Source organism: Paenibacillus naphthalenovorans, from assembly GCF_001465255.1.
GTDB lineage: Bacteria > Bacillota > Bacilli > Paenibacillales > NBRC-103111 > Paenibacillus_G > Paenibacillus_G naphthalenovorans.
Genome location: NZ_CP013652.1, coordinates 3812201 through 3839091, shown reverse-complemented (window position 1 = coordinate 3839091; position 26891 = coordinate 3812201). Strand labels below are relative to the sequence as shown.

General features: G+C 44.2%; 22 protein-coding genes. 20 read left to right on the top strand and 2 right to left on the bottom strand.

The annotated features are described in order from the left end of the window. Positions 1–166 precede the first annotated feature (166 nt). On the top strand, positions 167–2638 hold the full coding sequence (locus IJ22_RS18780) for a hypothetical protein (protein WP_145862549.1): 2472 nt from the start codon (positions 167–169) through the stop codon (positions 2636–2638). A 228-nt stretch (positions 2639–2866) separates the two neighbouring features. On the opposite strand, the gene IJ22_RS18775 is transcribed toward IJ22_RS18780, so the two are convergent. Continuing rightward, positions 2867–4834, bottom strand: coding sequence for an ABC transporter ATP-binding protein (locus IJ22_RS18775; protein WP_062409914.1), 1968 nt, complete (start codon positions 4832–4834; stop codon positions 2867–2869). Between the two features lie 564 nt (positions 4835–5398). Between IJ22_RS18775 and IJ22_RS18770 the strand changes: the two genes are divergently transcribed. The 10 genes from IJ22_RS18770 to IJ22_RS18730 all read left to right on the top strand — a co-directional run bounded on the left by IJ22_RS18770 (position 5399) and on the right by IJ22_RS18730 (position 12884). Continuing rightward, positions 5399–6034 carry a 5-formyltetrahydrofolate cyclo-ligase gene (locus IJ22_RS18770; RefSeq protein ID WP_054820235.1) on the top strand — a complete coding sequence of 212 codons (636 nt, stop codon included), beginning with the start codon at positions 5399–5401 and terminating at the stop codon, positions 6032–6034. Further along, complete coding sequence (gene moaC / locus IJ22_RS18765; protein ID WP_062409913.1) at positions 6027–6542, top strand: cyclic pyranopterin monophosphate synthase MoaC; 516 nt, start codon at positions 6027–6029, stop codon at positions 6540–6542. The genes IJ22_RS18770 and moaC overlap by 8 nt, the downstream gene beginning before the upstream one ends. A 50-nt stretch (positions 6543–6592) precedes the next feature. Further along, a complete protein-coding gene (locus IJ22_RS18760; RefSeq protein WP_062409912.1) occupies positions 6593–7093 on the top strand; it encodes a MogA/MoaB family molybdenum cofactor biosynthesis protein in 501 nt (166 codons plus the stop codon). After that, a complete protein-coding gene (locus tag IJ22_RS18755) occupies positions 7083–8081 on the top strand; it encodes a molybdopterin-binding protein (RefSeq protein ID WP_082661024.1) in 999 nt (332 codons plus the stop codon). Before IJ22_RS18760 ends, IJ22_RS18755 begins: the two co-directional genes overlap by 11 nt. A gap of 41 nt (positions 8082–8122) precedes the next feature. After that, positions 8123–8395 (top strand): twin-arginine translocase TatA/TatE family subunit, encoded by a 273-nt coding sequence (locus IJ22_RS18750; RefSeq protein WP_054820236.1) that lies wholly within the window; start codon positions 8123–8125, stop codon positions 8393–8395. Positions 8396–8409: 14 nt separating this feature from the next. After that, complete coding sequence (gene tatC / locus IJ22_RS18745) at positions 8410–9186, top strand: twin-arginine translocase subunit TatC (protein ID WP_062409910.1); 777 nt, start codon at positions 8410–8412, stop codon at positions 9184–9186. 360 nt (positions 9187–9546) lie between these two features. Then, complete coding sequence (groES, locus tag IJ22_RS18740; protein WP_054820237.1) at positions 9547–9828, top strand: co-chaperone GroES; 282 nt, start codon at positions 9547–9549, stop codon at positions 9826–9828. 117 nt (positions 9829–9945) lie between these two features. Then, entirely contained in the window at positions 9946–11580 is a 1635-nt protein-coding gene (gene groL / locus IJ22_RS18735; protein ID WP_062409909.1) for a chaperonin GroEL, read from the top strand. Positions 11581–12088: 508 nt separating this feature from the next. Beyond that, on the top strand, positions 12089–12433 hold the full coding sequence (locus IJ22_RS26385; protein ID WP_160327395.1) for an IS110 family transposase: 345 nt from the start codon (positions 12089–12091) through the stop codon (positions 12431–12433). Then, positions 12327–12884 carry an IS110 family transposase gene (locus IJ22_RS18730; RefSeq protein ID WP_062409908.1) on the top strand — a complete coding sequence of 186 codons (558 nt, stop codon included), beginning with the start codon at positions 12327–12329 and terminating at the stop codon, positions 12882–12884. The genes IJ22_RS26385 and IJ22_RS18730 overlap by 107 nt, the downstream gene beginning before the upstream one ends. A gap of 275 nt (positions 12885–13159) precedes the next feature. Here IJ22_RS18730 and IJ22_RS18725 read toward each other — a convergent pair whose 3' ends face one another. Further along, a complete protein-coding gene (locus tag IJ22_RS18725; protein WP_054819918.1) occupies positions 13160–13801 on the bottom strand; it encodes an S-layer homology domain-containing protein in 642 nt (213 codons plus the stop codon). A gap of 549 nt (positions 13802–14350) precedes the next feature. Between IJ22_RS18725 and IJ22_RS18720 the strand changes: the two genes are divergently transcribed. From IJ22_RS18720 to IJ22_RS18680, 9 genes are read left to right on the top strand one after another with little or no spacing between them, the layout of a single operon-like run. Further along, positions 14351–15358: a Wzz/FepE/Etk N-terminal domain-containing protein gene (locus tag IJ22_RS18720; RefSeq protein WP_062409907.1), complete on the top strand. Its 1008-nt coding sequence runs from the start codon at positions 14351–14353 to the stop codon at positions 15356–15358. Positions 15359–15368: 10 nt separating this feature from the next. Then, complete coding sequence (locus IJ22_RS18715; protein WP_074730073.1) at positions 15369–17294, top strand: polysaccharide biosynthesis protein; 1926 nt, start codon at positions 15369–15371, stop codon at positions 17292–17294. Between the two features lie 15 nt (positions 17295–17309). Then, positions 17310–19673 carry an O-antigen ligase family protein gene (locus tag IJ22_RS18710; RefSeq protein WP_062409906.1) on the top strand — a complete coding sequence of 788 codons (2364 nt, stop codon included), beginning with the start codon at positions 17310–17312 and terminating at the stop codon, positions 19671–19673. Between the two features lie 18 nt (positions 19674–19691). After that, positions 19692–20621, top strand: a complete 930-nt coding sequence (locus tag IJ22_RS18705; RefSeq protein ID WP_074730071.1) for an NAD-dependent epimerase/dehydratase family protein — start codon at positions 19692–19694, stop codon at positions 20619–20621. A 39-nt stretch (positions 20622–20660) separates the two neighbouring features. Further along, complete coding sequence (locus IJ22_RS18700; RefSeq protein WP_062409905.1) at positions 20661–21695, top strand: Gfo/Idh/MocA family protein; 1035 nt, start codon at positions 20661–20663, stop codon at positions 21693–21695. A gap of 27 nt (positions 21696–21722) precedes the next feature. Further along, the gene (locus IJ22_RS18695) at positions 21723–22856 is read left to right on the top strand and encodes a DegT/DnrJ/EryC1/StrS family aminotransferase (protein ID WP_054819927.1); all 1134 of its coding nucleotides are present in this window, start codon (positions 21723–21725) and stop codon (positions 22854–22856) included. A 3-nt stretch (positions 22857–22859) separates the two neighbouring features. Beyond that, the gene (locus tag IJ22_RS18690; protein WP_062409904.1) at positions 22860–24191 is read left to right on the top strand and encodes a nucleotide sugar dehydrogenase; all 1332 of its coding nucleotides are present in this window, start codon (positions 22860–22862) and stop codon (positions 24189–24191) included. Positions 24192–24212: 21 nt separating this feature from the next. Beyond that, positions 24213–25508 carry an oligosaccharide flippase family protein gene (locus IJ22_RS18685; protein ID WP_062409903.1) on the top strand — a complete coding sequence of 432 codons (1296 nt, stop codon included), beginning with the start codon at positions 24213–24215 and terminating at the stop codon, positions 25506–25508. A gap of 2 nt (positions 25509–25510) precedes the next feature. Next, positions 25511–26887: an oligosaccharide repeat unit polymerase gene (locus IJ22_RS18680; protein WP_062409902.1), complete on the top strand. Its 1377-nt coding sequence runs from the start codon at positions 25511–25513 to the stop codon at positions 26885–26887. Positions 26888–26891 lie beyond the last annotated feature (4 nt).

Here is a 26891-nt window from a genome sequence, read left to right as displayed (position 1 = left end):
AACGAGTAATGCCGGTTGAGGCCGCAGACAGATGGATCTATCGGATGGCCGATGGCGGGAGAGAGCATGTTCTTGACGTGCGCTGGGGATGCTCTTGTTGTGCTCCGGGTGTGAATTGGAAGAAGGAAGCTTTGCGGATCCATGGGAAAGGAAGGGGCTTGGCTCGATGCGCTGGGAATGGCTTGGCAAAACATTCTGCTTCAAGACGTCGAAACGGATAAGCTATGCAGCCGCCGGGTTGTTTATGTGGATGGTTGGATGTTATGCTGCGCCGGCTGCTTCTGCGTCGGGGATAAGTCCCGGTCTGACCGCCGATGTCGTCCACAGCTCTCCGGCCGCCGCTCCGGTTATCCCCACTGTGGAAAACCATGCTCCATTGGTTACCGTTGTATCGGTGCCGGGATTGTCCTTTATGGAGCTTCGTCCGGAGTGGCTGCACAGCATGCCCGCGCTTCGGCATTTGTCGGAAGAAGGGGACTGGGGGGCGATGAATGTAAGATTGCCTTTTCGGGGGCTGGAATCGGTCTATGCAACATGGGGCGCCGGAGCGCCGGCGGACGGACGGGGAGCTGAAGGGTGGAACCGGACGGAACGGCGTGAGGGGCAGCGGGCGGACGAGCTGTTGGAACGGTTCTCGATATCCGCGGCAAAGGACCAAGATGCTGCTGCTGTGGTCATTCCGTCGATCGAAGCGGTGCGGCGAAGCAATGCTCGCGGAACCTATGGGGCTCGCCCCGGCTTGCTTGGAGAAACGTTAAAGCGGCACGGGATCCGTTTGGCGGTATGGGGGAATGTCGATAAGCCGGGGAGCGGAACCGAAATGTACCGGCGTCCCGCGCCATTAATGGTGATGGACGAATGGGGGCGTATAGAAACAGGCGATGCAGGAAGGTCCCTGCTGGGAATGAATGAAGCGATGCCGTACGGTGTTCTCACCCGCTTCGAACGGGTATTTGAAGTATGGAAAAAGGCTGCGGCTGAGGAGAGCGCTCCTTCCGGAACGCTGGCATTGATTGAGCTGGGCGATTTGCACCGTCTGTATGCGGAAAAAGACATGTATGCGTCGGAGCTGTTTGTGCCGCGCAAACAGGCGGTGCTGGAGCAGCTGGACCGGTTTATCGGACGGTTGGCCGCCGAAATGGCGGCGTCCGATAAACGCCATGTGCTCTGGCTGGTAAGCCCTCAGCCTCATGCAGAGGCGTTAAAAGAAAAGCTGCAGCTGACGCCGCTGCTGCGCTGGTCTCCGGGGCACACGGCCGGTTCCGGGCTGCTGACCTCGGAAACGACACGACGCCCGGGCATTGTATCGGCTGTCGATATCGCCCCTTCGATGCTTGCGGAGTTCGGGGTGACGCGTCCGGAGGAAATGACCGGGCTTGCCGTCCGGCATGCAGAACCGATCGGCGGAACGGATCGTTCTCAAGGCGGCGCATTAAGCTGGCTGCTGCGGGAAGTGGAGAGGATGAGCAGCGTATATGCGCTGCGTTCGCCTATCTTGTACGGGGTTGCCGGGTTTGAGGTGGTGGTCATGCTGGCAGGGCTCGCTGCGGTTTGGTTCGGAGCGGCGGGCAGAAGGTGGTGGCGCAGACTGCTGCGCGGACTGCTGTTTAGCGTGCTGCTGACGCCCGGCATCCTGCTGGCTTTAGGCTGGTTGATACAATTGGACACATGGATCTGGGTTACCCTGCTGCTGCTCGGCTTGTCCGGAGCGGTGTTAGGCGGTGCGGCATCAGGCTTCCGCGGAGTACCGCAGTTGATCCGGCTGCTGTGCTTGAGCGGCTTGGGGATCAGCGGGCTGATCCTGCTGGACTTATACACAGGAGCGGAAGCGATGAAGCGGTCGGTGCTCGGCTATGATGCGATGATCGGCGCCCGCTACTACGGCATCGGCAACGAGCTTATGGGTGTGCTGCTGGGGGCCTCGCTGCTCGGCCTCAGCGCGTGGCTGCAGACGCGGCGGCCGCGGACGCCCGAGGCGTCGGCGCCGCGCGGGCGCGCCTGGGCGGCGGCGGCTGGCTGCGCGCTCACGGGCAGCCTGGCCTCGCCCGCGCTCGGCGCCAACGCCGGCGGGGCGCTCGCCGCAGCGGCCGGCTTCGGCGCGCTGGCTGCCCGCCTCGGCGCTGGCGGCGCGCTGCGCTGGCGCCGCCTGGCGCTCGGGCTGGCGCTGCCGCTGGGCGCCGCGCTGGCGGGCCTCTGGCTGCTGAACGCCGCTTGGTCCCCCGGCCATGCCGTGGGACCAAGTGCAGCCGCCAGTGCCCCGGCCGCCGCTTCCGCCGCCGGGGCCGGGCACAGCAGCCACATCGGCCGCGCTTTCGGCGACTTGCTCCAGGGCCGCTACGACGTTATCGGTGCCATGATCGCGCGCAAGCTGGCGATGAACTGGCACCTCATTCGTGTCTCCGCCTGGAGCAAGGTGCTGCTTACGGCCCTGGCGGTCATGGCCGTACTGGTGTTCCGGCCCCAAGGCCGACTGCGCCGATGGGAGGAGAGATACCCGTACCTGATACACGGGTGTTATGCCAATGTCATCGGTGCCGCCGCAGCATTGGTCCTGAACGATTCGGGCATTGTCGCCGCCGGCACCATGATTGTGTACAGCAGTGTGCCGCTGCTGCTGCTGAGACTGGAAGACGCCTGACGGGGGCCGGTACCACTCTATGGATTGGGGTCTCCATATGAAAAATAGCGGGTGACAACCGTACTCAGGTTGACGTTTCTACGGCTTTGCCGGGAAATACAACCTAAAGTCCGCGTCGATCCGCTATTTTACAGGTATGGACTATTTTCTCTCGGTTGGCGAATGCTAGTGTTCGCACCCTTGACCAGAGGCATCCACATCACAGGCGCTGATTATCGCAACGACCGTCTACTCCGCCAGTTCTTCCCACTGCTCGTAAGCGTCGGAGAGCTGAGCGCGCTTTTCTTCGATAAGAGCATTCTTTTCCTGCACCAGCACGTAGTTGTTGTATACCTCGGGCAGGGCGAGCTCCGACTCCAGTTCGCCGAGTTCCCCTTCCAGCCGGGCGATGAGCTCTTCCAACTGCTCCAGTTTGCGCAGACGGCTGCGTTCCTCCCGTTTGGCCTGCTTTCCGGCCTCATAGCCGCTGCCCTTGGCCTCCGACACGGCAGCGTCGGAAGGGGCCGCGGTGGAGCCGCCGGTCTTCGCGGCCTTGCCCTTGGCTTCCTCGGCCTCTCTGCGCTGCTGCTCGATCTCGGCCAGCTCCAGCTTCTTTTCCACATAGTCATCATAATTGCCAAGGTAGCTGGTGACGCCATCCGGGGTCAGCTCCAGTATGTTCTCCGCCATTTTGTTCAGGAAATAACGGTCATGGGAAATGAACAGCAGGGTACCTTCGTAATCGATCAGCGCCGATTCCAATACCTCTTTACTGTAGAGGTCCAGATGGTTGGTAGGCTCGTCGAGGATCAGGACGTTGGCTTTTTGCAGCATCAGCTTGGCCAAAGCGACCCGTGCCTTCTCTCCGCCGCTAAGCGATCCGATCTTCTTGAACACATCCTCGCCGCTGAACAGGAAATTGCCCAGCACCGTACGGATGCGCACTTCTTCCAAATGGGGATAAGCATTCCATACTTCCTCCAGCACGGTCTGATTCGGATTCAGTCCTGTTTGCTCCTGATCATAGTATCCGATTTTCACATTCGTTCCCCAATCGTAAGTGCCGCGGTCCGGCGTATGCTGTCCGATCAGCGTCTTGAGCAGCGTCGATTTGCCGATGCCGTTGGGACCGATCAAAGCGGCCGTATCGCCGCGGCGCAGCTGGAATGATACATTGCGGATCAGCGGATTTTGCCCGTCATATGAAACGGCAATTCCCCGGACGTCCAGAACCTCGCGACCGGAAGGAGTCTCCACCTCAAAGGAAAAGCTCGCCCGTTTCAAATCTCCGAGAGGCTTGTCGAGGCGCTCCATTTTTTCCAGTGCTTTGCGGCGGCTCTGCGCCCGCTTGGTCGTTGAAGCGCGAACGATGTTGCGCTGGATGAACTCCTCCATTTTGGCAATCTCGTCCTGCTGCTTTTCGAACTGCTTTAGCTGGTTCTGGTATTCTGCTTCCTTCAACTCGATGTACCGGGTATAGTTGCCGGTGTATCTGCGGGAGGTCGTCCGTTCGATTTCATAGATGGCGTCCACCAGCGAATCGAGAAAATACCGGTCATGGGACACCACCAGAATGGCCCCCGAATACGAGCGCAAATACTGCTCCAGCCAAGTGAGCGTCTGAATGTCCAAATGGTTGGTCGGCTCGTCGAGCAGCAGCAGGTCGGGAGCTTCAAGAAGCATTTTGGCCAATGCCAGCCTGGTTTTCTGACCGCCGCTCAGCGCCTGTACCGGGGTGGAAGGATCCATCCCGCCGAAGCCCATCCCGTTTAAAATGCCCCGGATTTTGGCCTCGATCTCATAGCCGCCCCGCTCGCGGAATGCGTCGGAAAGCTCGGCGTAGCGGCGCATCGTTTCTTCCATTTTTTTCCCGTCGGCAATGACGTCCGGGTCGGCCATCCGTTCCTCCAGCCGCCGCAGCTCGGTTTCCATTTCAAGCAGACCGGCAAAAACGTTCAGCAGCTCGTTCCATATCGAACGGTCGGAGACAAGTCCGCTGTTTTGTTTTAAATACCCGATTTTTGTTTCCTTCGCTTTAAAAATTTGGCCCGAATCATAAGAAAGCTCGCCTGCAATGATCTGAAGCAGCGTCGATTTGCCTGCTCCGTTCACGCCCACCAGCCCGATCCGCTCGCGGGCTTCGATTTGAAGCGATATATTGGAAAGTACGGTACTGGCCCCGTAGCTTTTGGTAATTCCCGAAACTTGCAGCAGCATGATATGGTATTCCTCCTGAATCCTAGTTCCTCAAGTTTAAAAGGTTTTTTCTATATCATGTAGTGTAGCATATTCACGTGCCGATTTCGATTTCCAGCCGATGACATGTCTGCCAAATCAAACGCTCCGCCGTATGCTCAAAAACGAATGCAGCCTCTTCCGAAGGAGGCGGTTTTCGTGCCCGCCGTCTATATGCGGCGGCAGCACGCTATACGCAGATCCCGCTTTACCTCGGCCCCCCCATGACCGGATTGTTTCCGCCCGGGAGATTCAACCGTTCTCTTACGAGTCCGCGCTGGCGCTTGGTCTTTCGCAAACCGGTGCCCGCCGTGTCTGGCCAACCGCTGCCCGCGGCTGGGAGATCGGCCGTATTTTTACGATGCCGTCTGACTCTGAGCTTGCTATGATAAGGAAAAGTCGGGCGTCTGATCCTATGCCGGTCATCGCCGTCCTGCCGCTCGAAATTCCTGCCGGCCTTCGCTTCCATGAAAGGCTGTATTTATTTTCACGATATGATAAAATGAAAGCTAAACCAGATTTGAACGCCAAAAGTGAGGCGGTTTCATGAACATAAAAGAAAGAAAAATAGAGCTTCGCCACCAAGCGGAGGCGGTTCGTGCCGCCATAGCCGAGGAAGAACGCCAGCGCAAATCCCGGATCATCTGCGATAAAGTGATTGAACGGCTGGAGCAGCTGCTTGAACCGGGCGAGCCGGTAAGATGGCGGCCGACGCTGTTTACCTATATGCCCATCAAAACCGAGGTTGATGTCACGCCCGTGCTTGAAGCCTGCTGGAAGCGCCAATGGCGTGTCGTCGTTCCGAAGGTAGTGCCCGCTTATAAGCAGCTCAAGCTCTATGAAGTACGCTCCTACACGGATCTTCAGCAAGGGACTTGGGGCATCCGGGAACCGGTGCCAAGAGCGAAGCAGTTGTTCGACATCAGGCAGATTAATGTCGCATTAGTGCCTGGACTTGCTTTTGATATGAATATGGGCAGGCTGGGGTACGGAGGCGGTTTTTATGACCGCTTCATGCAGCAATACGTTCGGACGGGCCTTCCCAAACCTTACATTATTGCGGCGGCCTTTGAGGATCAGCTGGTTCCGGAGGTGCCGATGGGGCTCTTTGATTTCCGGATCAATGAGCTGATTACTGAATCACGGAACATCATGGAGAGGAGTTCGGAAGCCGATGTCTGAACAAGAACCTAAGCAAAGCCCGCTGACTCATTTTGACGCACAGGGACGTGCGCGTATGGTGGACGTTTCCGCCAAGCAAGAAACCGTTCGTACGGCTACAGCCCGAACCATGGTCAAAATGCAGGCATCCACGCTTGAGCTGATTCGTCAAGGGAAAATCGGCAAAGGAGATGTGCTGGGTGTAGCGCAAGTCGCGGCCGTTATGGCTGCGAAGAAAACGTCCGATTGGATTCCTATGTGCCATCCGCTTGCATTAACCGGCGTGGAGGTCCGATTTACGGATGATGGGGAAAGCGAGCTTTATATTGAAGCGACGGTCCGCACCAAAGGGCAAACCGGGGTGGAAATGGAAGCTCTCACGGCCGTATCGGCTGCAGCGCTAACCGTATATGACATGTGCAAGGCGGCGGAAAAGTCGATGCAAATCGGACCGACCTACCTGCTGAGCAAAACCGGCGGCAAGAGCGGCGATTATTATTATCCCCGGCAGGCCGCAGGTACGGATTGATTTTGCGTATGCAATACAGATACTAACGATTTCAGGGGAGGAGCAGGTTTATGCGCTGGAAAGTGGCTATCTTGACTGCAAGCGACGCGGGTTCCCGTGGGGAGCGGGAAGATACAAGTGCACAGGTGATCCGTGAGCTGATCGAAGAGGAAATGAACGGAGAAATTATCGAGTACCGCATCGTACCGGACGAAAAAGACGAAATTATGGCGGGGCTGATTGAGATGACCGACTATTTCAAAGCTGATCTGATCCTCACGACGGGCGGTACGGGGCTGGCCGTTCGCGATGTTACTCCTGAAGCGACTTTAAGCGTTATCGACCGTGAGGCTCCTGGATTCGCCGAGGCGATGCGCATGTCCTCTTTACAGAAAACGCGTCGCGCTATGCTGTCCCGGGCCGTTTCCGGGATTCGCGGAAAAACGCTGATCATTAACTTGCCCGGCAGCCCGAAGGGCGTGTCGGAGAACTTGTCCGCCATTATGGATCAGCTGCCTCATGCGCTGGCGATTCTGACCGGACGTGAAGGGGATCATGGCCGTGAAGCTTGAATCTATGCTTGAAGAGGTTGCTGTTGAGAAGGCAGTCGGGATGGTGCTTGCGCACGACCTGACGCAGATCATCCCGGGTCAATTCAAGGGGCGTTTGTTCAAAAAAGGTCACGTGATCCGCGAAGAGGACATCCCCGCGCTGCTAAGCATCGGTAAGGAGCATATCTATACGATCCGGTTGGAGAAGGGCATCCTGCACGAGGACGAGGCGGCTCTGCGCATGGCCAAGGCCGCGCTAGGCGCAAATGTTCAGCTGACCGAGCCCCATGAAGGAAAAATTACGCTGAAATCAACCATTCACGGCCTCGCCAAAATCGATAAAGCACGCATCGACGAGGTAAACTCCCTCGACCAAATCATCATGTCCACCATCCGGACCAATTCGGTCGTCCACCCAGGGCAGGGATTGATGGGTACGCGTGTGATCCCGCTGATTATTGAAGAAGCGCGGATTGCGGAGGTGGAACGGATTGCGGCAGCGGACGGACCGCTTGTGGAGGTTAAGCCGTTTAAGAAGCTGCGCGTCGGGTTAATCACGACGGGCAGCGAGGTGTTTAAAGGCCGGATCCAGGACAAATTCGGACCTGTGGTGCGGGAAAAGCTGGCTGCCTTAGGGTCGGAAGTCATAGAGCAGCGCTTTGCTCCGGACGATAGCGAGATCATTGTCAGGGAAATACGCAGGTTCAAGGAAGAGGGAGCAGACGCGATTTTTGTCACGGGAGGCATGTCCGTTGACCCTGACGATCGCACCCCGGGCTCCATAAAGCAGGCCGGTGCGCGCATCGTCAGCTACGGGACGCCGATGCTGCCGGGTTCGATGCTGCTGATCGGATATCTCGATGAGATCCCGATCATGGGGCTGCCCGGCTGCGTCATGCATGATCCTTACACCTCGTTTGATGTTCTTTTACCGCGTATTTGCGCAGGAGAAATGATCACCCGGGACGATATTACCGAGATGGGATACGGCGGCTTGTACAATTGCTGAGTTTTTGGCAACGAGCTAATTAGCTGGAAAGGACGATTGCTGTGTTTGGAAATTTAGGCTTCTCAGAAATATTGCTGATCGCCGTCATAGCGCTGCTGCTGTTCGGGCCGAACAAACTACCGGAATTGGGGCGTTCCCTTGGCAGAACACTTCGTGAATTCAAACAGGGAACGCGCGAATTGCTGTCTGATGAAGAACCCGTGCCTCCGGGACGTAAAGACGTCACCCCTGCCAATTCCAGTGTAAAGGAATCTGAACAGCCCCAGGCCATTCCTACGGATCACCGCCAGGATCCCCGCAGACTTCCGGATTAATGAGGTGAAACGACATGGAACAAGATGACGGCATGACACTTGTCGAGCACTTGACCGAGCTGCGTAAACGCATCATCTGGGTCATTATTGTGCTTGTGCTCGGTATGGTGGCCGGATTGATTGCCGCCCAGCCGCTGATCACGTATTTGAAGTCCGTCCCGCCGGCGAGCAAAATCAGCTGGAACGTGTTTTCGCCCTGGGATGCGATTAAATTGTATATGAATTTTGCACTGGTCATGGGGCTGCTGATCACCTTGCCCTTTACCCTGTACCAGGTTTGGGCTTTTTTGAAGCCTGGCCTTAAGCCGATCGAACGGAAGGCCTCGCTGATCTATGTGCCGTTTGCTTTTCTGATGTTTCTGCTGGGCCTCGCGTTCGGTTATTTCGTTGTGTTTCAGATGGCTTTTATATTTACCACTACGATTACCGAGAACCTGCAGCTTAGCGAAACGTACGGCGTGACTCAATATTTCTCTTTTATGTTCAATATCCTTATTCCTCTGGCGCTTGTATTTGAGCTTCCGATTGTCGTATTGTTCCTCACGAAAATACGTTTGCTTAATCCGATGCTGCTCCGGAAGTTCCGCCGCTATGCATACTTGCTGCTGGTTGTCATATCCACCTTGATCACACCGCCTGATGCAGCCTCCGCTATCATTGTATCGGTGCCGATGATCGGGCTGTACGAGTTTAGCGTCTTTCTTTCGGGGAGGATGTACCGGAAGCAGCTGCTTCAGGATCAAGCCTGGGAATATGAGGGAGCCGAAACGGCTGTAAAGTCTGTCGATTGACAGGCTTTTTTGTTTTGGAGAATCAGAAGAAGAATTCTTGTCGGAACAAGGCCGTTTCGTTTCAGGCTGCGAATCAGACGATGTCCTGATTTTCGTTCGCATTGCTGTAGACGTTTCCGAGTTTTTGCTGGTACTGTGCAGTTAATTATTTTAGCTGTGATATATATATACTCACTTGAAATCATTGTACTGTTCTTCCGTATATTTTGTTCTCCCGTGGTTACAATGAGAGGGGTGTAAAATTGTTGTAAAACCACTTGCAAAATTCATGCGAAGTGAGTATCATAAGAATTGTTGTTAGCACTAAACACATACGAGTGCTAATAAAACCAACCAAAATTTAAAGGAGGCTATTTTCTCATGATCAAACCGTTGGGTGATCGCGTAGTCATTGAAGCCATCGCTAAGGAGGAAACGACCGCAAGCGGAATCGTACTGCCTGACACGGCGAAAGAAAAGCCGCAAGAAGGTAAAGTCGTAGCAGTAGGCAGCGGTACACTCAAAGACGGCGAACGCGTGCCGCTTGAAGTTAAAGAAGGCGACCGCGTCATTTTCTCCAAATATGCTGGCACTGAAGTGAAATACGACGGCCGCGAGCTGCTCATCATGCGTGAGAGCGATATCCTTGCTATCTTGGCTTAATAAGGATTGGTACTGGATATCTTCGCGCTTTATACTTAAGTATTGTGTTTTTACTTATGAAAATATCCGAATGGTAAAATAAATGATTCATCAAAATCGATTTAGGAGGGTTTACTCATGGCAAAAGAAATCAAGTTCAGTGAAGACGCTCGCCGCTCGATGCTTCGCGGGGTTGACGCTTTGGCTAACGCAGTAAAAGTTACCTTGGGTCCAAAAGGCCGAAACGTGGTTCTGGAGAAAAAATTCGGAAGCCCGCTCATCACCAATGACGGTGTAACCATCGCTAAAGAAATCGAACTCGAAGACGCATTCGAGAATATGGGCGCTCAACTTGTAAAAGAAGTAGCAACCAAAACCAACGATATCGCTGGCGACGGTACGACGACGGCTACCGTTTTGGCTCAAGCGATGATTCGCGAAGGTCTGAAGAACGTGACTGCCGGCGCGAACCCTATGATTGTCCGCAAAGGTATCGACAAAGCGGTTAAAGCTGCCGTTCAAGAGCTGGCCAAAATCTCCAAGCCGATCGAAGGCAAGCAATCCATCGCTCAAGTTGCTGCGATCTCCGCTGCTGACGACGAAGTAGGCGAATTGATCGCTGAAGCTATGGAAAAAGTGGGCAAAGACGGCGTTATCACCGTTGAAGAGTCCAAAGGCTTTGCTACCGAGCTTGAAGTGGTTGAAGGTATGCAATTTGACCGCGGCTACATTTCCCCGTACATGATTACGGACACAGACAAAATGGAAGCTGTTCTGGAGAACCCGCATATCCTGATCACGGACAAGAAAATCACTAACATTCAAGAAATCCTTCCTGTTCTTGAGAAAGTTGTTCAATCCGGTAAGCAGCTCTTGATCATCGCAGAAGACGTAGAAGGCGAAGCGCTGGCTACTCTTGTAGTGAACAGACTGCGCGGAACGTTTACTTGTGTAGCTGTTAAAGCTCCTGGCTTCGGCGACCGCCGCAAAGCAATGCTGGGCGATATCGCTGCTCTGACCGGCGGCCAAGTGATTACGGAAGAGCTCGGTCTGGATCTGAAATCCACTACGCTGGAACAACTCGGTTCTGCTCGCCAAGTTCGCGTAACGAAAGAAAACACGATCATCGTAGACGGCGCTGGCGACAAAAAAGACATCGGCACTCGTATCTCGCAAATTCGTGCTCAATTGGAAGAAACCACTTCCGATTTCGATAAAGAAAAATTGCAAGAGCGTCTCGCTAAGCTGTCCGGCGGCGTAGCTGTCGTGAAAGTCGGCGCTGCAACTGAAACAGAGCTGAAAGAGCGCAAGCTTCGCATTGAAGATGCTCTGAACGCTACCCGTGCGGCTGTAGAAGAAGGTATCGTAGCAGGCGGCGGTACAGCCCTTGTGAACGTATATGCAGCTGTAGCGGCTGTACAAGCTGAAGGCGACGAGAAAACAGGCGTAAACATCGTTCTGCGCGCTCTGGAAGAGCCGGTTCGTACGATCGCAGCAAACGCTGGTCAAGAAGGCTCCGTTATCGTTGAACGCCTGAAAAAAGAATCCGTTGGCATCGGCTACAACGCTGCTACCGGCGAATGGGTTAACATGATCGAATCCGGTATCGTTGACCCTGCAAAAGTAACGCGTTCCGCGCTTCAAAACGCAGCATCCGTAGCGGCTATGTTCCTGACAACCGAAGCGGTTATCGCTGACAAACCGGAAAAAGAAAAGCCTGCTGTGCCTGACATGGGCGGCATGGGCGGTATGGGTGGCATGGGCGGATTCTAATCCGGCCTGTCCCGTATGGAAAAGCGGCATCCCTTTCTTGGGGGATGCTGTTTTTTTGTGTACGCCCAGCATGGGCGTCATCTCTAGGGTGAAAGTCCCAAACGGGCTGGCGAGCGCCTACCGTTAGCCAAGGGCAAGGGTGTCGCCGCGAGGCGGAATCTGAAGGAAGCCGGAGGCTACAATCAGAGTAGGGTCTCGGAGAAAGCTGTAGTCGGGGCGATTGCCCTCTCACTGGGATGAAATAATCCCGTTGGTGTGTTTAATCGCCTCCTCGCCTCACCCGGTTGTGGCCAAGCCCACGTATAGGTGAATGTAAAAGCAACTGTGCCTGCATTTTATTCTTAACGAGGGGATGGAAATGCGCTTTATTGGCCTGGATGTGCATCAAAAATATACGGAAGGATGTGAGATCGGCCCAAACAAACAAAAAAGACGTTTTCGGATAGCCAACACGTGAGAGTCTTGGGAGGAGTTCGCCAAAACCCTAGATCCCGAAACTCGAGTCGTCATGGAAGCCACCAGCAACGCCTTCTGGATTCATGATATCTTATCAGACTATCCCGGACAAGTTGTTGTTGCTAATCCTCTGAAAACCCACGCCATTGCGGAAGCGCGTGTAAAGACAGATGCCCTTGAAGCTCAAATTCTAGCTCAGTTGCTCGCGGCTGACTTTATTCCAGAGAGTTGGGTGCCTAATAAAGAAGAATACCTGACGGAAGTATTTAGAGAAGGTTACGCTGCCGGCAATGGAACAAATCGTTTTATGTTCATCACTGAAGTTATTGGATTTTGTCCAACAAGAAATGAACGCATTAGAAGCAGATTGGTTTGCAAGGGCCAAGAAAAACCCTAATGTACCCTTACTTATGGGTATACCGGGCATATCGGTGTTGAGTGCTTTAACCATCCTTGCAGAAATTGGGGATGTGACAAGATTTCTTTCTCCAAAGAAGCTAGCATGCTATACCGGACTTGTGCCATCCGTTCATCAATCCGGAAAAACGCGTTATACGGGGAACATAACGAAAGAGGGACGAGCAACACTGCGATGGATTCTGGTGCAATGCGCGCAGCGAGCCATTCAGAGCAAGGGGAAATTACGTGCTTTTTACTTAGGGTTGAAGGAGAAGAAAGGGTATAAGATTGCGATTGTAGCAACGGCTCGCAAGTTACTGCACATCATATGGGCTGTGTTGGTTAGGCAAGAGGAATATAGGGATCTGCGGAAGGACTTGCTGGAGAGAAAGCTTAAGAAGATGCAAAAGCAAGCCGCAGAGCTTCCATGGATGATCTATTCAGCATGATTGAAAAGCAAGCCAGGGAAAATGCAGGCAGGGTCAAAAAACGAAAATGGCCCGGTCCAGTTTGTTATTGCCATTTTTCGATCCAAATCAAGCAATACATATTTTTTGAACAAGGGACTTGCATGTTTTCATAGGTGAGAGGACGGGGGTTAGCCGCCCTCTCCTACTCGATTTGAGGTAAGGGCAGACTTTAAATGTATTGCTCAGTAGTTGCTTTAGGGGTTATAAAAAAGACCCGAACCGGAATTCGAGTCTTTTTAAAATCAATGGCTATATTACTTTGTATAAGGCAAATAGCGATTGACCACGGCTGCCGCTTGAGCGCGTGTAGCTGTGCCTGCAGGATTGAAGGTGTCAGCAGTCATGCCATTTATAATTTTGGCATTCAGCGCCGCTGCAATTTCCTTGTGGGCCCATACGATTTGATCGGAATCTTTAAACTGAGCGAGGAGTTCTTTTTGTGTGTCCGCTGGTACAATGGTAGCCACATCGGCATATGTAAGTGCACGAATGACGATGGCAGCCATCTCTTCACGAGTCACCGGAGCTGCGGGACGGAAGCTGTTATCCTCATAGCCATTGATCAAACCCGCATAGGTTGCGGTTGAAACCGTATCCGCATACCAGTCCGATGCATCCACATCGTTAAAGTACGTACTGGAAGTAACCGAGGTCAGACCCAACGAACGAACCACCAGTGCGGCAAATTCGGCACGCGTAATGCTGCGCTCCGGTTCGAATTGCGTAGGCGTAACTCCATCTACAATCTTTTGTTCAACTAAAGCTTCGATATCCTTCTTGGCCCAATGCGATGACAAATCGTCGAAAGCGGCGAAAGCCAAAACCGGAGATAACATGGATACGATCATCAGCGCCGCAAGAGCTTGAGCGACTTTTTTCATAACAACGGTTTTCATTATTGTAGTAATCCTCCTATATTTTCTATGATTTTTAATAAATTCTACTATATCATTTTTAGGTATGGGTTGAACACCCTAAAATGAAAGAGTTGCACAGAAGTAAGGAGTTTTTGGAGTAAGAATTGATGAAACCGGCTAAGTAAAGAATTCAAGATCGTAGATGATGGTGCGCTGTGCTTGTTTCCTCTTTTGCAAGAAGCAAAGGTGTTATCGGTCAAAGAGTTTATAATCACTGCGTTGGTCGCTTCTGCAATTTTTAGCTCCCAATTAGTTTGATTTGCATCACTGAATTTCCACGAGCAATTCATCTGTCCAAATGCGAAATTTCGATTGCAGTTCGGCATATTTCAAAACTATACTGGCGATTTGTTTGTGAGCGATTTGGGCATAATTCACTGATAATGCCTGTATGAACAGGTGCTAATTTTCATTGTAAGTATTTCAACTTGTTTATGATATACAAACAAAGTATAATAAATTAAGTTTATATTCGGTAAATTATGTAGAATTATGTGTAATTCTGTTTTTTAGGGAGAGAAATTTAATATGCAGCAAGATGAAATTAAAGTATCGCAGCTTGTAATGGCAATTTGGAGAGGTAAGATTTTTATTATTTCATTTGTAATTGCATCTTTATTAATATCAATCATATATTCATACTTAGTTGCCCCTCCAATTTATGAAGCCACCACCTTAGTAACCATCAATCAAGTAAAAAATGAAGAGCAACAACCTAAAGATATGTCTGCTTTAGTAGCACAAATGGAAAGTGACCATACGATCCAAAAATTAAAAAATCAGTTAGAATACACATCAACCGTAAAAAGGCTGAAAAATTCTGTCAATGTTAAACTAGAAAAAGAAAATCTTATTGTAATCAAGGCTAAGAATGATAAATCTAAGATTGCCGTTCAAATTGCAGATTTTATTGCACATGAATTGGCGGCTAATATAGACATCTCTGACAGATTGGACTTGATTGTGGATTATAGAAAGAAAATTATTTCCATTGAGAATGAGCTACAGTCGTTGCAGAAGGAATACGACCAAGCAAACAGTCAATTAGCTAAAATTCCTGAGAAAATAACGGTAAAAAAAGCGTTATCAGAGGATCCGTATCTGCAGTCTATTCTTCAAGAAGAAATGAATCAATCGGGTAAAATTGTTGGTACTATCACTTTTGATTCTGAGGAGGTTAACCCGGTTTTTGTAAATTTAAAAAACAAGGCCAACGAGCAATTAGTCAACATAAGCAAGCTTCAAGCAGAAAAAAGCAATTATGAAATGAGGATTAAAGAAAACCAGGAGGCAATTGAAAAGCTTCAGAATTCACCATACGAACAAAATGTGATACATCGTATAAATGGAGTTCAAGCGGTTGTGATTACCCCCGCTCTTGAACCGACCGAGCCTATTGGACCAAATAAAACGTTAAATATAGTTATAGCATTAATATTGAGCATCCTTGTTTCAGTGTTTATGGTGGTTGTTCGATATATGTGGGAAAGAAGTTTAATTTACGATTCTCCGATTAAAGTTAGCCCAGATGCTTAAGGAGGCATATATGAATAGGCATCAAAGGACCTTTGTGCTTATTTGTTTTGATATACTAATGGTATCTTTTTCTGTATATCTTTCATTTTTATTAAGGTTCGACTTCGATGTTCGACCACCATTTACGACTTTTTTACCTTATGTAATTCTAAGTCAAGTTCTATTAACTATAAGCTGTTTCTTTTATTTTAAAATCTACAAGAGATTATGGCAGTACGCAAGTGTAGGAGATATATTAACTATTATAAAATCTGTTCTAATTGCAACTGCTTTATTTTTTATTTTTCATCATTATATCGTGAAGTATTTTATTCCTGAAATTATTGTTCCTCGAAGTACCTATATTATTTCAGCAATGATCACTATTATGATTATTGGTGGATCCAGGTTTATTTGGAGAATTGTCAGAAGTAGTTATTTAAGCATTCAACCTCATCATAGAAGAGCACTTATTGTAGGTGCCGGCAATACAGGCAGTATGGTTTTAAAAGAATTGAGGCATAAACCTAATTCGGAATATTATCCGGTTGCTTTTGTTGATGATGATCCCCACAAATACATGTTGGAAATTCAAGGGGTTTGCGTTCTAGGTAATAGACACGATATTCCAAGTATTGTCGAGAAGTTGAAAATTGAAGATATTATTATTGCATTACCTTCGGCCACACGAGATGAAATAATAGAAATTCTCGAAATTTGTAAAAAGACAGGTGTAAAAGTAAATATCATACCAAGAATAAATGATTTAATAAATGGAAACTTAAGTATTAGTAGTATTCGAGATGTTAGTGTGGAGGATTTACTTGGTAGAGAACCAGTAAAATTGAACTTAAATGAAATTGCCTCCTATCTTTTTGATAAAGTAGTCCTAGTTACTGGAGCAGGGGGATCTATTGGTTCAGAATTATGCAGACAAATCTCGAGTTTTAGACCAAAGCAGTTATTGTTATTGGGACATGGAGAAAACAGTATATATGAAATCGAACTTGAACTTCGAAAGAAATTTCCCGAGCTATTAATAGAACCAATTATTGCAGACATTCAAGATAAAAACCGATTAAGACAAGTGTTTAGCTATTTCAATCCTGAGGTTATTTTTCATGCTGCAGCACACAAGCATGTCCCTTTAATGGAGAAGAATCCGATGGAAGCCATTAAAAATAATATTCTGGGAACCAAGAATGTAGCTGAATGCGCTCATGAATTTAATGCTTCTAGATTTGTTATGATATCAACTGATAAAGCAGTGAACCCGACAAATGTAATGGGGGCTACGAAAAGAATAGCTGAGTTAATCATCCAATCTCTGGATAAAATAAGTGAAACACAATTCTCCGCAGTTAGATTTGGGAATGTTTTAGGAAGCCGCGGCAGTGTTATCCCTATTTTTAAGAAGCAAATCAAAGAAGGTGGACCCGTTACTATTACTCATCCTGACATGGTTCGTTACTTTATGACAATACCAGAAGCCGTACAATTAGTAATTCAAACTGGAGCATTGGCACGTGGCGGTGAGATATTTATTTTGGATATGGGAAAGCCTGTGAAAATAGCTGACTTAGCCTATGATTTAATTAAACTTTCAGGTCTTGATCCTAACAAAGACATTAAAATCGTATTTACTGGTATCAGACCTGGAGAGAAATTATTTGAAGAGTTGTTGACCAATGAAGAGGGCACTTCTGCAACAAAACATGACCGAATTTATGTTGGCAAACCGTCGAATCTTTCCGCCGATCAGTTCGCTACTATGATGGCGCGGATAGATGAATTATTAAAGAAAGATGGATCTGTTACACCGTCAGAAGTGAAACTTACATTGAGACAGATCTTGCCTTCATATTCCTCTTCAGAGTCACTTAATGAAGCAACAAGAGAAGCATTGAGTGCATCATTAGAAATGGTTGCCACCATTGATCGTAAAGCAAATAAATAAAAAAGGAAAATAATTATGATTAAAAAAAATGTTAAAGAAGAAAAAGGTATTATATACTGGCTGATACTAACGTTTCTTTTGGGATTTATGAGTATCTCACCTTTTTATAAAGCTTTATTCAATGGAAATAGTACGGACTTTGAGGGTCCACTTTTTGGTTCATTTATTTGGGGCGCGATATGTTTATTTCTAATATCGGTATATATTTTCAATAATAAAGAAGCCTTCGCAAACAAAGGCTTTTTTGGTTTGGTGGTAATGATTATACCGCTTAGCTATTGGGTTTCCTTTTTACTAGAACCGGCTTCTTATCATAGTGCTAAGGTTTCTGTTATGATTAGTTTGCTCTATACCATATTTTATTTAGTAGGTCTACTGTTAAGTAGTAGAAGTCAGTATTCTAACATAATTTCGAATATTGTCATGTTTACTGGCTACTTAATTGTATTGTTTGGTATAGTCAATTGGTTTGGTTTTATTAATTATAAAGATGCCGTGTTTAATGAACGAATAACGAGTGTTTTCCAATACCCAAATTCTTACGCTGCATTGCTTCTGGGAATATTATATAGTTCGATTTATTTGATTATTTCATCTAAAAACTTCGTGGTTAAAAGCTTGCATAGTCTCATGGTATTGCCAATTATGATTTCTTTTTTGTTGACTTTTTCTAGGGGCGCACTTTTGGTAGCACCTGTTATATTAATTGGGATATTAATGTTGCTTTCCGTTAGAAAGCAAATCCTTATGCTTGGCTACCTCTTTATATCTGGCCTGGCCTCTCTGTTGATTTTAAATAATTTAACTAGCTATCAAGGTAATCTTGTAAAAAATGGTTTTAATCAACAGGAGTTTTTACAAAGTTTAATGATATTATTGCTAGCCGTGTTTATTAATGCAGCCATTATAATACTTATCGAATGGATAATTTCAAAAAAGCAATGGTTAAACTTTCAGGGAATTAAATACCAACTTATTGTGCCAGGGGCTATAATCTTACTATCTTTTAGTGTATTAATTGGAGTAGACGTAATTAAACCTTTACTTCCTAGTAAATTACAGGAAAGGGTAGATAGCATAAGCTTGAACCAGAGCAGTGCTTTCTCCAGAAACACTTTTTATTCAGATTCATTTGAATTGTCCAAGGATTATCCTTTCTTTGGAACGGGTGGTGGTGGCTGGTCAGCGTTATATGAAAAATATCAGAGTTTTCCATATATAAGTAGGCAGGCTCATAGCTTCTACATGCAGTATATAAATGAAGTAGGATATGTGGGATTTGTTTTTTTTCTTGTATTTATCCTATCCATTATATATTTATATATTCGCTTTTTTCTTAAAAATAATGAATCTGCTGTGTCAAGTTCACTAATCTTTTTTATTGTAGGTATCTCGTTATTAACACATAGTGTGCTCGACTTTGATATGAGTTTTGTATACTTGGGTATCCTCCTTTTTCTATGTTTAGGATGTATGACGGCAGTCTCTGTAGAAGATAGTTTTATTCGCTTACCTTGGTTTGATAAATCGGTGGTATATAGGTATTGCTATGGTTCTTTGCTGGTTATTGGTTCATTCGTTTTGTTATTTGTATCCATCGGTTTTTATAAAGCTAATAATTTGTATGCTCAAACGCTCATTACTTTAAACAATTCTAAGAATTATAACGAAATTTCAAATACGTTAGATAGTGCTCTAGAATTACAACCTTTTCATCCACAATATAATTTATTGAAAATCGATTTATTGACACAATTGTATAATCAAACTAAGGATGAACAATTTTTTGAACAGGCAAAAGAGACAATTAGCAATATTAAGAAAAAGGAAGCTAATAATCCGCTTATCCTACAACGTGAGTTTGCTCAATATTATAACAAAAATGATCTTGACAAAGCATTAAGTACTGCACTTCAAGGAATTGATGCGTCCGTCTGGAATATTGGGTTTTACGAAAAAGCTATTGTGGTTTCTTCTCAATTGTGGGAGAATTCACGACTTAAGAATGATCAACAAGCGATGGCTGTTTATTGGAATCAAGCTTTAAAGCTTTACAATCAAGTACTAGAAAAGGCTAATAATCTTACTCAGCTTCCACAAGGGATAGAAGTGGATAGAGCATTTTATGTAACACCGACAATTGCTTATGAAATTGGGAAAAATTATTATATAATAGGAGATTACCAACAAGCATCACAAATTCTTTATCGTGGCGTTTCAGAAAAATTAGATCAACCAATTCACAAATTCACAGCACGCTGGTATATTGCATCGCTTCTAAAAATGAATACCACTGATCAAAATATGTACCAGAAGTTATTGGAAAAATATCCAGAGGAAAAAGATGAAATCAATAAATTGCTGAGTTCTTCATTTTAATCATGAGGAGGGTGCAAAATAAGTACTATACTAGTTACGGGTGCAACTGGATATATTGGTCAAGCTGTGGTTAAAGCTATTTCAGAAAAATACCGTGTTCTTGCAGTTTCACGTCAAGAGCAACCTATTAAATTGAATAATAATGTAGAATATATACGTATCACAGGTTCATTTGATGAAGTGGAATGGGAACCTATTCTAAATAATGTGGATATTATTATCCATCTAGCTGCCAGAGTTCATGTAATAAATGAGACTTCAAGGGAACCATTGCAGGAGTTTAGACGCGTTAATGTAAAGGGTACTGAGCATTTGGTCAGGTCTGCTGCAATTGCTGGCGTTAAAAGGTTTATATTTATGAGTTCCATAGCCGTTGTTGCAGAACAGAGTACAGTCCCAATAAATGAAGAATCAATGGCAAAGCCAGAAACCCCTTATGGAATCTCAAAATGGGAAGCTGAAAAGCTTGTGCAACAAATTTCTGACGAAAACGCAATGGAGTGGGTTATTCTAAGACCACCAATGGTGTATGGAGCAAAAGCGCCTGGTAACTTCATGCGATTGAGTAATATCATTCGTAAGGGAACTCCTAATCCCTTAGGAGCAATTTACAATAAAAGAAGCTTCATATTTATTGAAAATTTGGTTGATGCTATTGTGCTTTGTACTCAGCACTCAAAGGCAGCGGGAAGTATCTATCATGTTTCTGATGATGAGGCTCTATCAACTACTGAGTTTATTAGACAAATTGCCAAGGCAATGAATGTAAATTTGCTATTAATACCTATACCACAGTCTTTATTAATATTCATGGCAGGCATACTTGGCAAAAAAAATCTTATCAGAAAGCTTACGGAGTCATTAATAATCGATAATTCAAAAATAAAATCGGAATTAGGTTGGAAGCCACCATACACAATCTATAAAGCTTTGAAAAATAGCGTCTGAGTTATTACTACATTATAATATTGAATCGGAGTGTAAGTAATGATAAGTGAAAGGAAAGTCAAATTCGCTATTGTCGGTTGTGGTCACATTGCTAAAAAACATATTGAATCTATTCAAAATTCAGAAATTGCTGAATTAGCCGCTATTTGTGATACCAATCCGGAACGATTAAAGGAATTTTCAGAACAATACAATGTAGAAGGTTTTTCATCCATAGAGGAAATGCTTCAACAAAGGAAGGAAATTGAGGTAGTTAATATATGTACTCCTAGCGGCCTTCATAAACCGTTAGCCATGATAGCAGCTAATTACAAAAAGCATATTGTTGTTGAAAAGCCGATAGCTTTGACTATGGAAGATGCGGAAGCAATTATTGCAGTTTGTAAGGAGAACAACGTTAAACTATCGGTTGTCCATCCAAACAGATTCAGACCAGCAATGCAAATGCTGAAAAATACAATGGCGAATAAATTATTGGGTAAAATAAGTCATGTTAATGCTACCGTTAGATGGAATCGTAACCAGGCTTATTATGATCAAGCGGCGTGGCGGGGAACAAAGCAGTTTGACGGTGGTGTCTTAATGAATCAAGCTATTCATAATTTGGACTTAATGATCTGGTTATTTGGTCCAATAAAGGAAGTTCAAAGTTATACGGCAACACGGCTAAGGCAAATCGAGTCAGAAGATGTTGCAGTGTCTGTAGTTAAGTTTGAAGAAGGATTTTTGGGTGTTATAGAAGCAGCTGTGACCATCTATCCCAAGAATCTTGAGGAATCCATTAGTGTTTTTGGTGAAAAGGGATCTGTTATCATTGGTGGTCCAACAGCGAATTGGGTCAAACATATACAAATTGAGGCCTATAACCAAGAAGAAACAGATTCTTTGGTTAATGGTATCCATAATGACCCGTATGGTATTTCGGGACATTCAATCATCATTAATGACATGGCACACTGCGTTATCAATCCTAATAGATACCCCGTGGTAAGTGGAGAAAATGGGAAAGAAGCATTAAAATTAGTATTGGCCGTTTATGAATCTTCAGAGTTAAATAGACCTGTAACACTATGATAATCTATATAGAACGGAGAAAAAAATATGACTATGACTTTGAAAAGTATACCATTACTTGATCTAAAAGCACAATATGAGTCGCTTCAATCTGAAATTCAAGCTGCTGTGTTGAAGGTTTTGGCGAGCGGTAACTACATTATGGGACCCTATGTTAAGAAGTTTGAAGACGAAGTAGCTAGTTACTGTAATGTGAAGCATGCAATTGGTGTAGCAAACGGAACAGATGCTTTACTACTAACATTAGATGCACTTGGTATTGGTCCAGGTGATGAAGTAATCACCTCTCCATTTACTTTTTTTGCTTCTGCTGAAGTGATTTCTCAAGTGGGAGCCACTCCAGTATTTGTTGATATTGAACCCGACACATATAATATTAATGTAAAGAGCATAGAAACGGCGATTACAAAAAAAACTAAGGCCATTATTCCAGTTCATATTTTTGGACAACCCGCTGATATGGATGAGATAATGAAACTTGCTGAGAAACATGGAATTTATGTCATAGAAGATGCATGCCAAGCAATCGGTTCATTGTATAAAAATAATAAAGTTGGCTCGATAGGTACTGCTGGTTGCTTTTCTTTTTTTCCGACTAAAAATTTAGGAGGATATGGTGATGGTGGAATGATCGTCACGAATGATGATCAACTTGCCCAAAAAATTAGAATACTTAGAGTTCATGGAAGCAATCCGAAATATTATCATTCAATGATTGGCTATAATAGTCGTCTTGATTCGCTCCAAGCAGCTATGTTGAGTGTCAAACTTCCTTATTTGGATAATTGGAATCAAGCCCGGGTAGAAAAAGCAAAAATTTATAATGAAGCACTAGCAGACTTGCCAATACAGCTTCCTTATGTTAAAGAAGATCGTCAATCAATATACCATCTATATATAATCCAAACCAATTATAGAGACGAACTGTTGAAATACTTAAAAGAAAAGGGTGTTTCGTCGGGCGTGTATTATCCTGTTCCCCTTCATAGGCAAAATGTATATTTAGATCTTGGCTATAATATAGGCAGTTTACCTGTCGCTGAAAAGTCGGCATTAGGTACAATGGCACTTCCTTTATATCCTGAACTCTCCATTGGTGACCAGAATTATGTGATTAATATGGTAAGGGACTTTTTCAATCTGAAAAAGGAAGGAAAATAATTTATGGTACAAGCACAATTATCTGATTTAGCAACAAAATTAATTAATAAATTTCAGAAAAAAGAAGCTATTATTGGTGTAGTTGGATTAGGCTATGTTGGCTTGCCATTAGCGGTTGAAAAGGCAAAGGCAGGTTTTAAAGTTATTGGATTTGACGTACAAGCTCAAAAAGTGAATTTGGTTAATAAAGGAATTAATTATATTGGTGATGTAGTTGATAATGATTTAAAGCAAATCGTCAGTGAACAAAGATTGAAAGCTACATTAGACTATTCATTCATCAATGAAGTTGATGCTGTTGCTATTTGTGTACCTACTCCGTTAGATATTTACCAGCAGCCTGATACAAGCTATGTTGAGAATTCTGCGAGAGAAATCGCAAAATATCTGCACCCAGGAATGCTCGTCGTACTGGAAAGTACTACTTATCCGGGGACTACAGAAGAATTGGTTAAGCCCATTCTAGAGCAAACCGGGCTAGTGTGCGGTGTTGATTTCTTTTTGGCATATTCTCCTGAAAGAGTTGACCCAGGGAATAAGTCGTTCAACACGAAAAACACTCCAAAAGTTGTAGGTGGAATAACAGACTTTTGTACTAAGGTAGCCGCAACGATGTACTCATCGGTGCTTGAGAGTGAAGTCCATCAAGTATCCAGTCCAGCCATTGCTGAAATGGAAAAAATTTATGAAAATACATTTAGACATATTAACATCGCTCTTGCAAATGAAATGGCTATTTTGTGCGATCGGATGGGAATTAATGTATGGGAAGTAATTGATGCAGCTAAAACCAAACCATATGGATTTATGGCTTTCTATCCAGGACCTGGATTAGGAGGACATTGTATACCTATCGATCCGTTCTATCTTACATGGAAAGCAAGAGAATATAATTATCATACACGTCTAATTGAGTTGGCCGGTGAAATAAATAATAGTATGCCAGAATTTGTTGTTAATAAAGCCGCGGATATATTAAATGAATTTTCAAAGCCGCTTAGGGGAGCTAATATTCATTTAATAGGTGTAGCCTACAAAAAAGACATTGATGATATTCGGGAATCACCAGTACTTCACATCATTGATATTTTAGAGTCTAAAGGAGCTATTGTTTCTTATACTGACCCACATATACCTACATTTAAAAGAAATGGGAAAGCATACGAATCTAGTGTTTTAATAAAAGAAATGCTCTCAAAAGCAGATTTAACGTTGATTACTACAGACCATTCTAGTATCGATTATCAACTTGTAGCCGATCACTCAAACGCAATCTTAGATACAAGAAATGCTTTAGTCAATATAAAAAATAAAAAGAATTATTATTTGCTATAAATGTAGAAGGTGAATAATCTGATGTCAGTGTTATCCAAGTTCACAAATAAGCTTCAGGATCGATTTCTTCGAAATGTAATTACGCTTATGACCGGGACAACACTGGCTCAGGTTATTGGGTTTATCACGATTCCGATTATTACTAGACTCTATTCGCCAGAACAATTTGGTAGTTACCAAAATTTTACGACACTTATTTCTGTTATTATGGTAATCGCGTGTTTAAGGTATGAGCAGGCTATTGTTCTACCAGAACAAAAGAAGGATGCATACCATCTCTTTGTCCTGTCGTTAATAATGACATTCATCACAAGTGCAGTAGTACTTTTATTATGTATTATCTTTAAAGTAATTTTAATAAGCTTTTTTAAGATAACTAATATATCTTTGATAATACCAGTTTCATTGTTTTTTATAGGAGTTTTTCAAGCTCTGAATTATTGGTTTATACGAACCCAATTTTTCAAAGTACTAGCTTTTTCAAAACTTATTCAAATAACTTCAACGGTAATTTTGCAAATTATATTTGTTTTTGTAGGAACAACGGAATCTGGATTAATTTATGGTTTTATATTAGGACAAATTATTGTTACGATATTACTGTATGTGCAGCAAAAGCTGAATATTCAGAAAGAATTCTATTTTTCATCCATATCAGTACATGGTTTAATTAACCAAGCAAAAAAATATAAGAAGTTCCCACTAGTAAATGCAGCAACTTCTCTGATAGATAATCTCGCAGCTGCTCTGCCTACATTTTTCTTTACTATTTTTTTTGGAAACTCCATAACTGGTCAATTCGGACTTGCTTATCGAGTGATTAATCTACCGATTTCATTGATAGGAACCTCTATAGCGCAAGTTTTTTTACCTAAAATAGCTGAGATAGTTCAAACACAAGGGGATATTTATCCAATTGTTTTGCAAGCCATTAAAAGAATGGCTATAATTTCATTGACAATATTATTAGTGCTTCAATTGTCTCCTTGGTTATTCAAATTAGCTTTTGGTGATGGTTGGGAACTAGCGGGGACCATAGCGCAAATTATGTCAATTGCTATAGCATTAAGGTTTGTTGTTTCACCATTAAGTAGCGTTTTAATTATTTGCGATAAGCAAGGAATTTTAGCATTATGGCAACTAATGTACATGTTAAGTACCACTATTGCAATGTTGGTTAGCCTTATGTTTCAAAGTGTATTGATGACTGTAGTATGTTTAGTTATTAGTGACGTTGGTTTATATGGTATATATTTATACCTAATTATTCGTACTTCAAAACAAACACAATTCAGGACAAAGGTATTGGGAGAGTAATCATGAACCAGTTGCTAAAAAGAGTATCTGTATTAATTGGTGTACTTATGTACATTGTCTTGTTAAACTGGTCATATATAAATATTATTTCCCCAGCATATAAGTATATGGGGTTTTTCTATGAAGAGCCACCGTTACTTAATTTATGTATGGCTTATATATTAATGATGCTACCTTCTTTGCTAATGCCTTATTCATTAAAGAGACCGTCATTGATTGTATATTGGTTGTTATATATGATCGTGTTTATGCCATCTATTTTAATACCATTATTCGCAATAAAGATGGATTATAATTATTTGCTCTTGATGCAATTAATTTTAACAATGATTTTCAGCGGATTAAGCTTAATTTATAAATTGCCTTTATTAAAAATCAGAAAGGTTAGTATTAAATCAATATATTTTTGGCCTATTATATTAATTATTGGGTTACTATTTAATGCTTATATTATTTCAGTATTTGGATTTAATTTGCGTTATTTATCGTTCAACGAAGTATATGAAACTAGGACAGATTATATTAATACGATATCTTATGCAAGTGGTATCTTACCTTACATTATTGGATGGCAAGCAAATATTCTTAACCCTTTATTTATGATTCAAGGGTTAGTAGTAAGAAACTATAGCTTTTTCTTGGTAGGATTATTAGGGCAGTTAATGATCTATTCAATAAGTGGTTTTAAAAGTGTTTTTTTCTCGATTGCATTAGTTATTGCTATATATATAATTACTCGGTTCTTCAATAAAGATAGAGGTGCGGCGGTCTTCTTGTGGGGAGGAGCCTTTTGTTTATTATTAACGATATTTTCTCATACGGTTCTGAATTCGAATATCTTGTCTTCTTTGTTATTGCAAAGAACAATTACAATGCCAGGATTATTAACAGGCCAGTATTACCAATTTTTTACCGAAAATGCTAAGGCTTTACTCGGTCATAGTATTTTTAAAACTATTGTTGAGTATCCGTATTCCGTCCAACCACCCTTTCTCATAGGGGAATTTTTTTATAATAGTCCTACTACAGAGGCAAATGCAAATGTATGGGCGGACGCATTTGCTAATTTTGGCTTCGGTGGTATGATTATTTATAGTTTGTTATTTGCAGTTATCTTATGGATCTATGATAGCATCTCAAAAGATTTAGATTTTAACATAGCATGTATGATGTTAGGTGTTCCCGCACTCACATTAGCTAACTCTTCACTCCTTACATCATTACTTTCACATGGAATTGCGCTTTGTTTTTTAATTATATATTTGATTCCCAGAAGCGATATTACAGAATCAAAACTAACTTTAAAACGCATCATAAATCAATTTTACAAATTAATTTGCATTATTAGGGCTTTAGTAAAAAAAAATATCATCAACTAAGGGA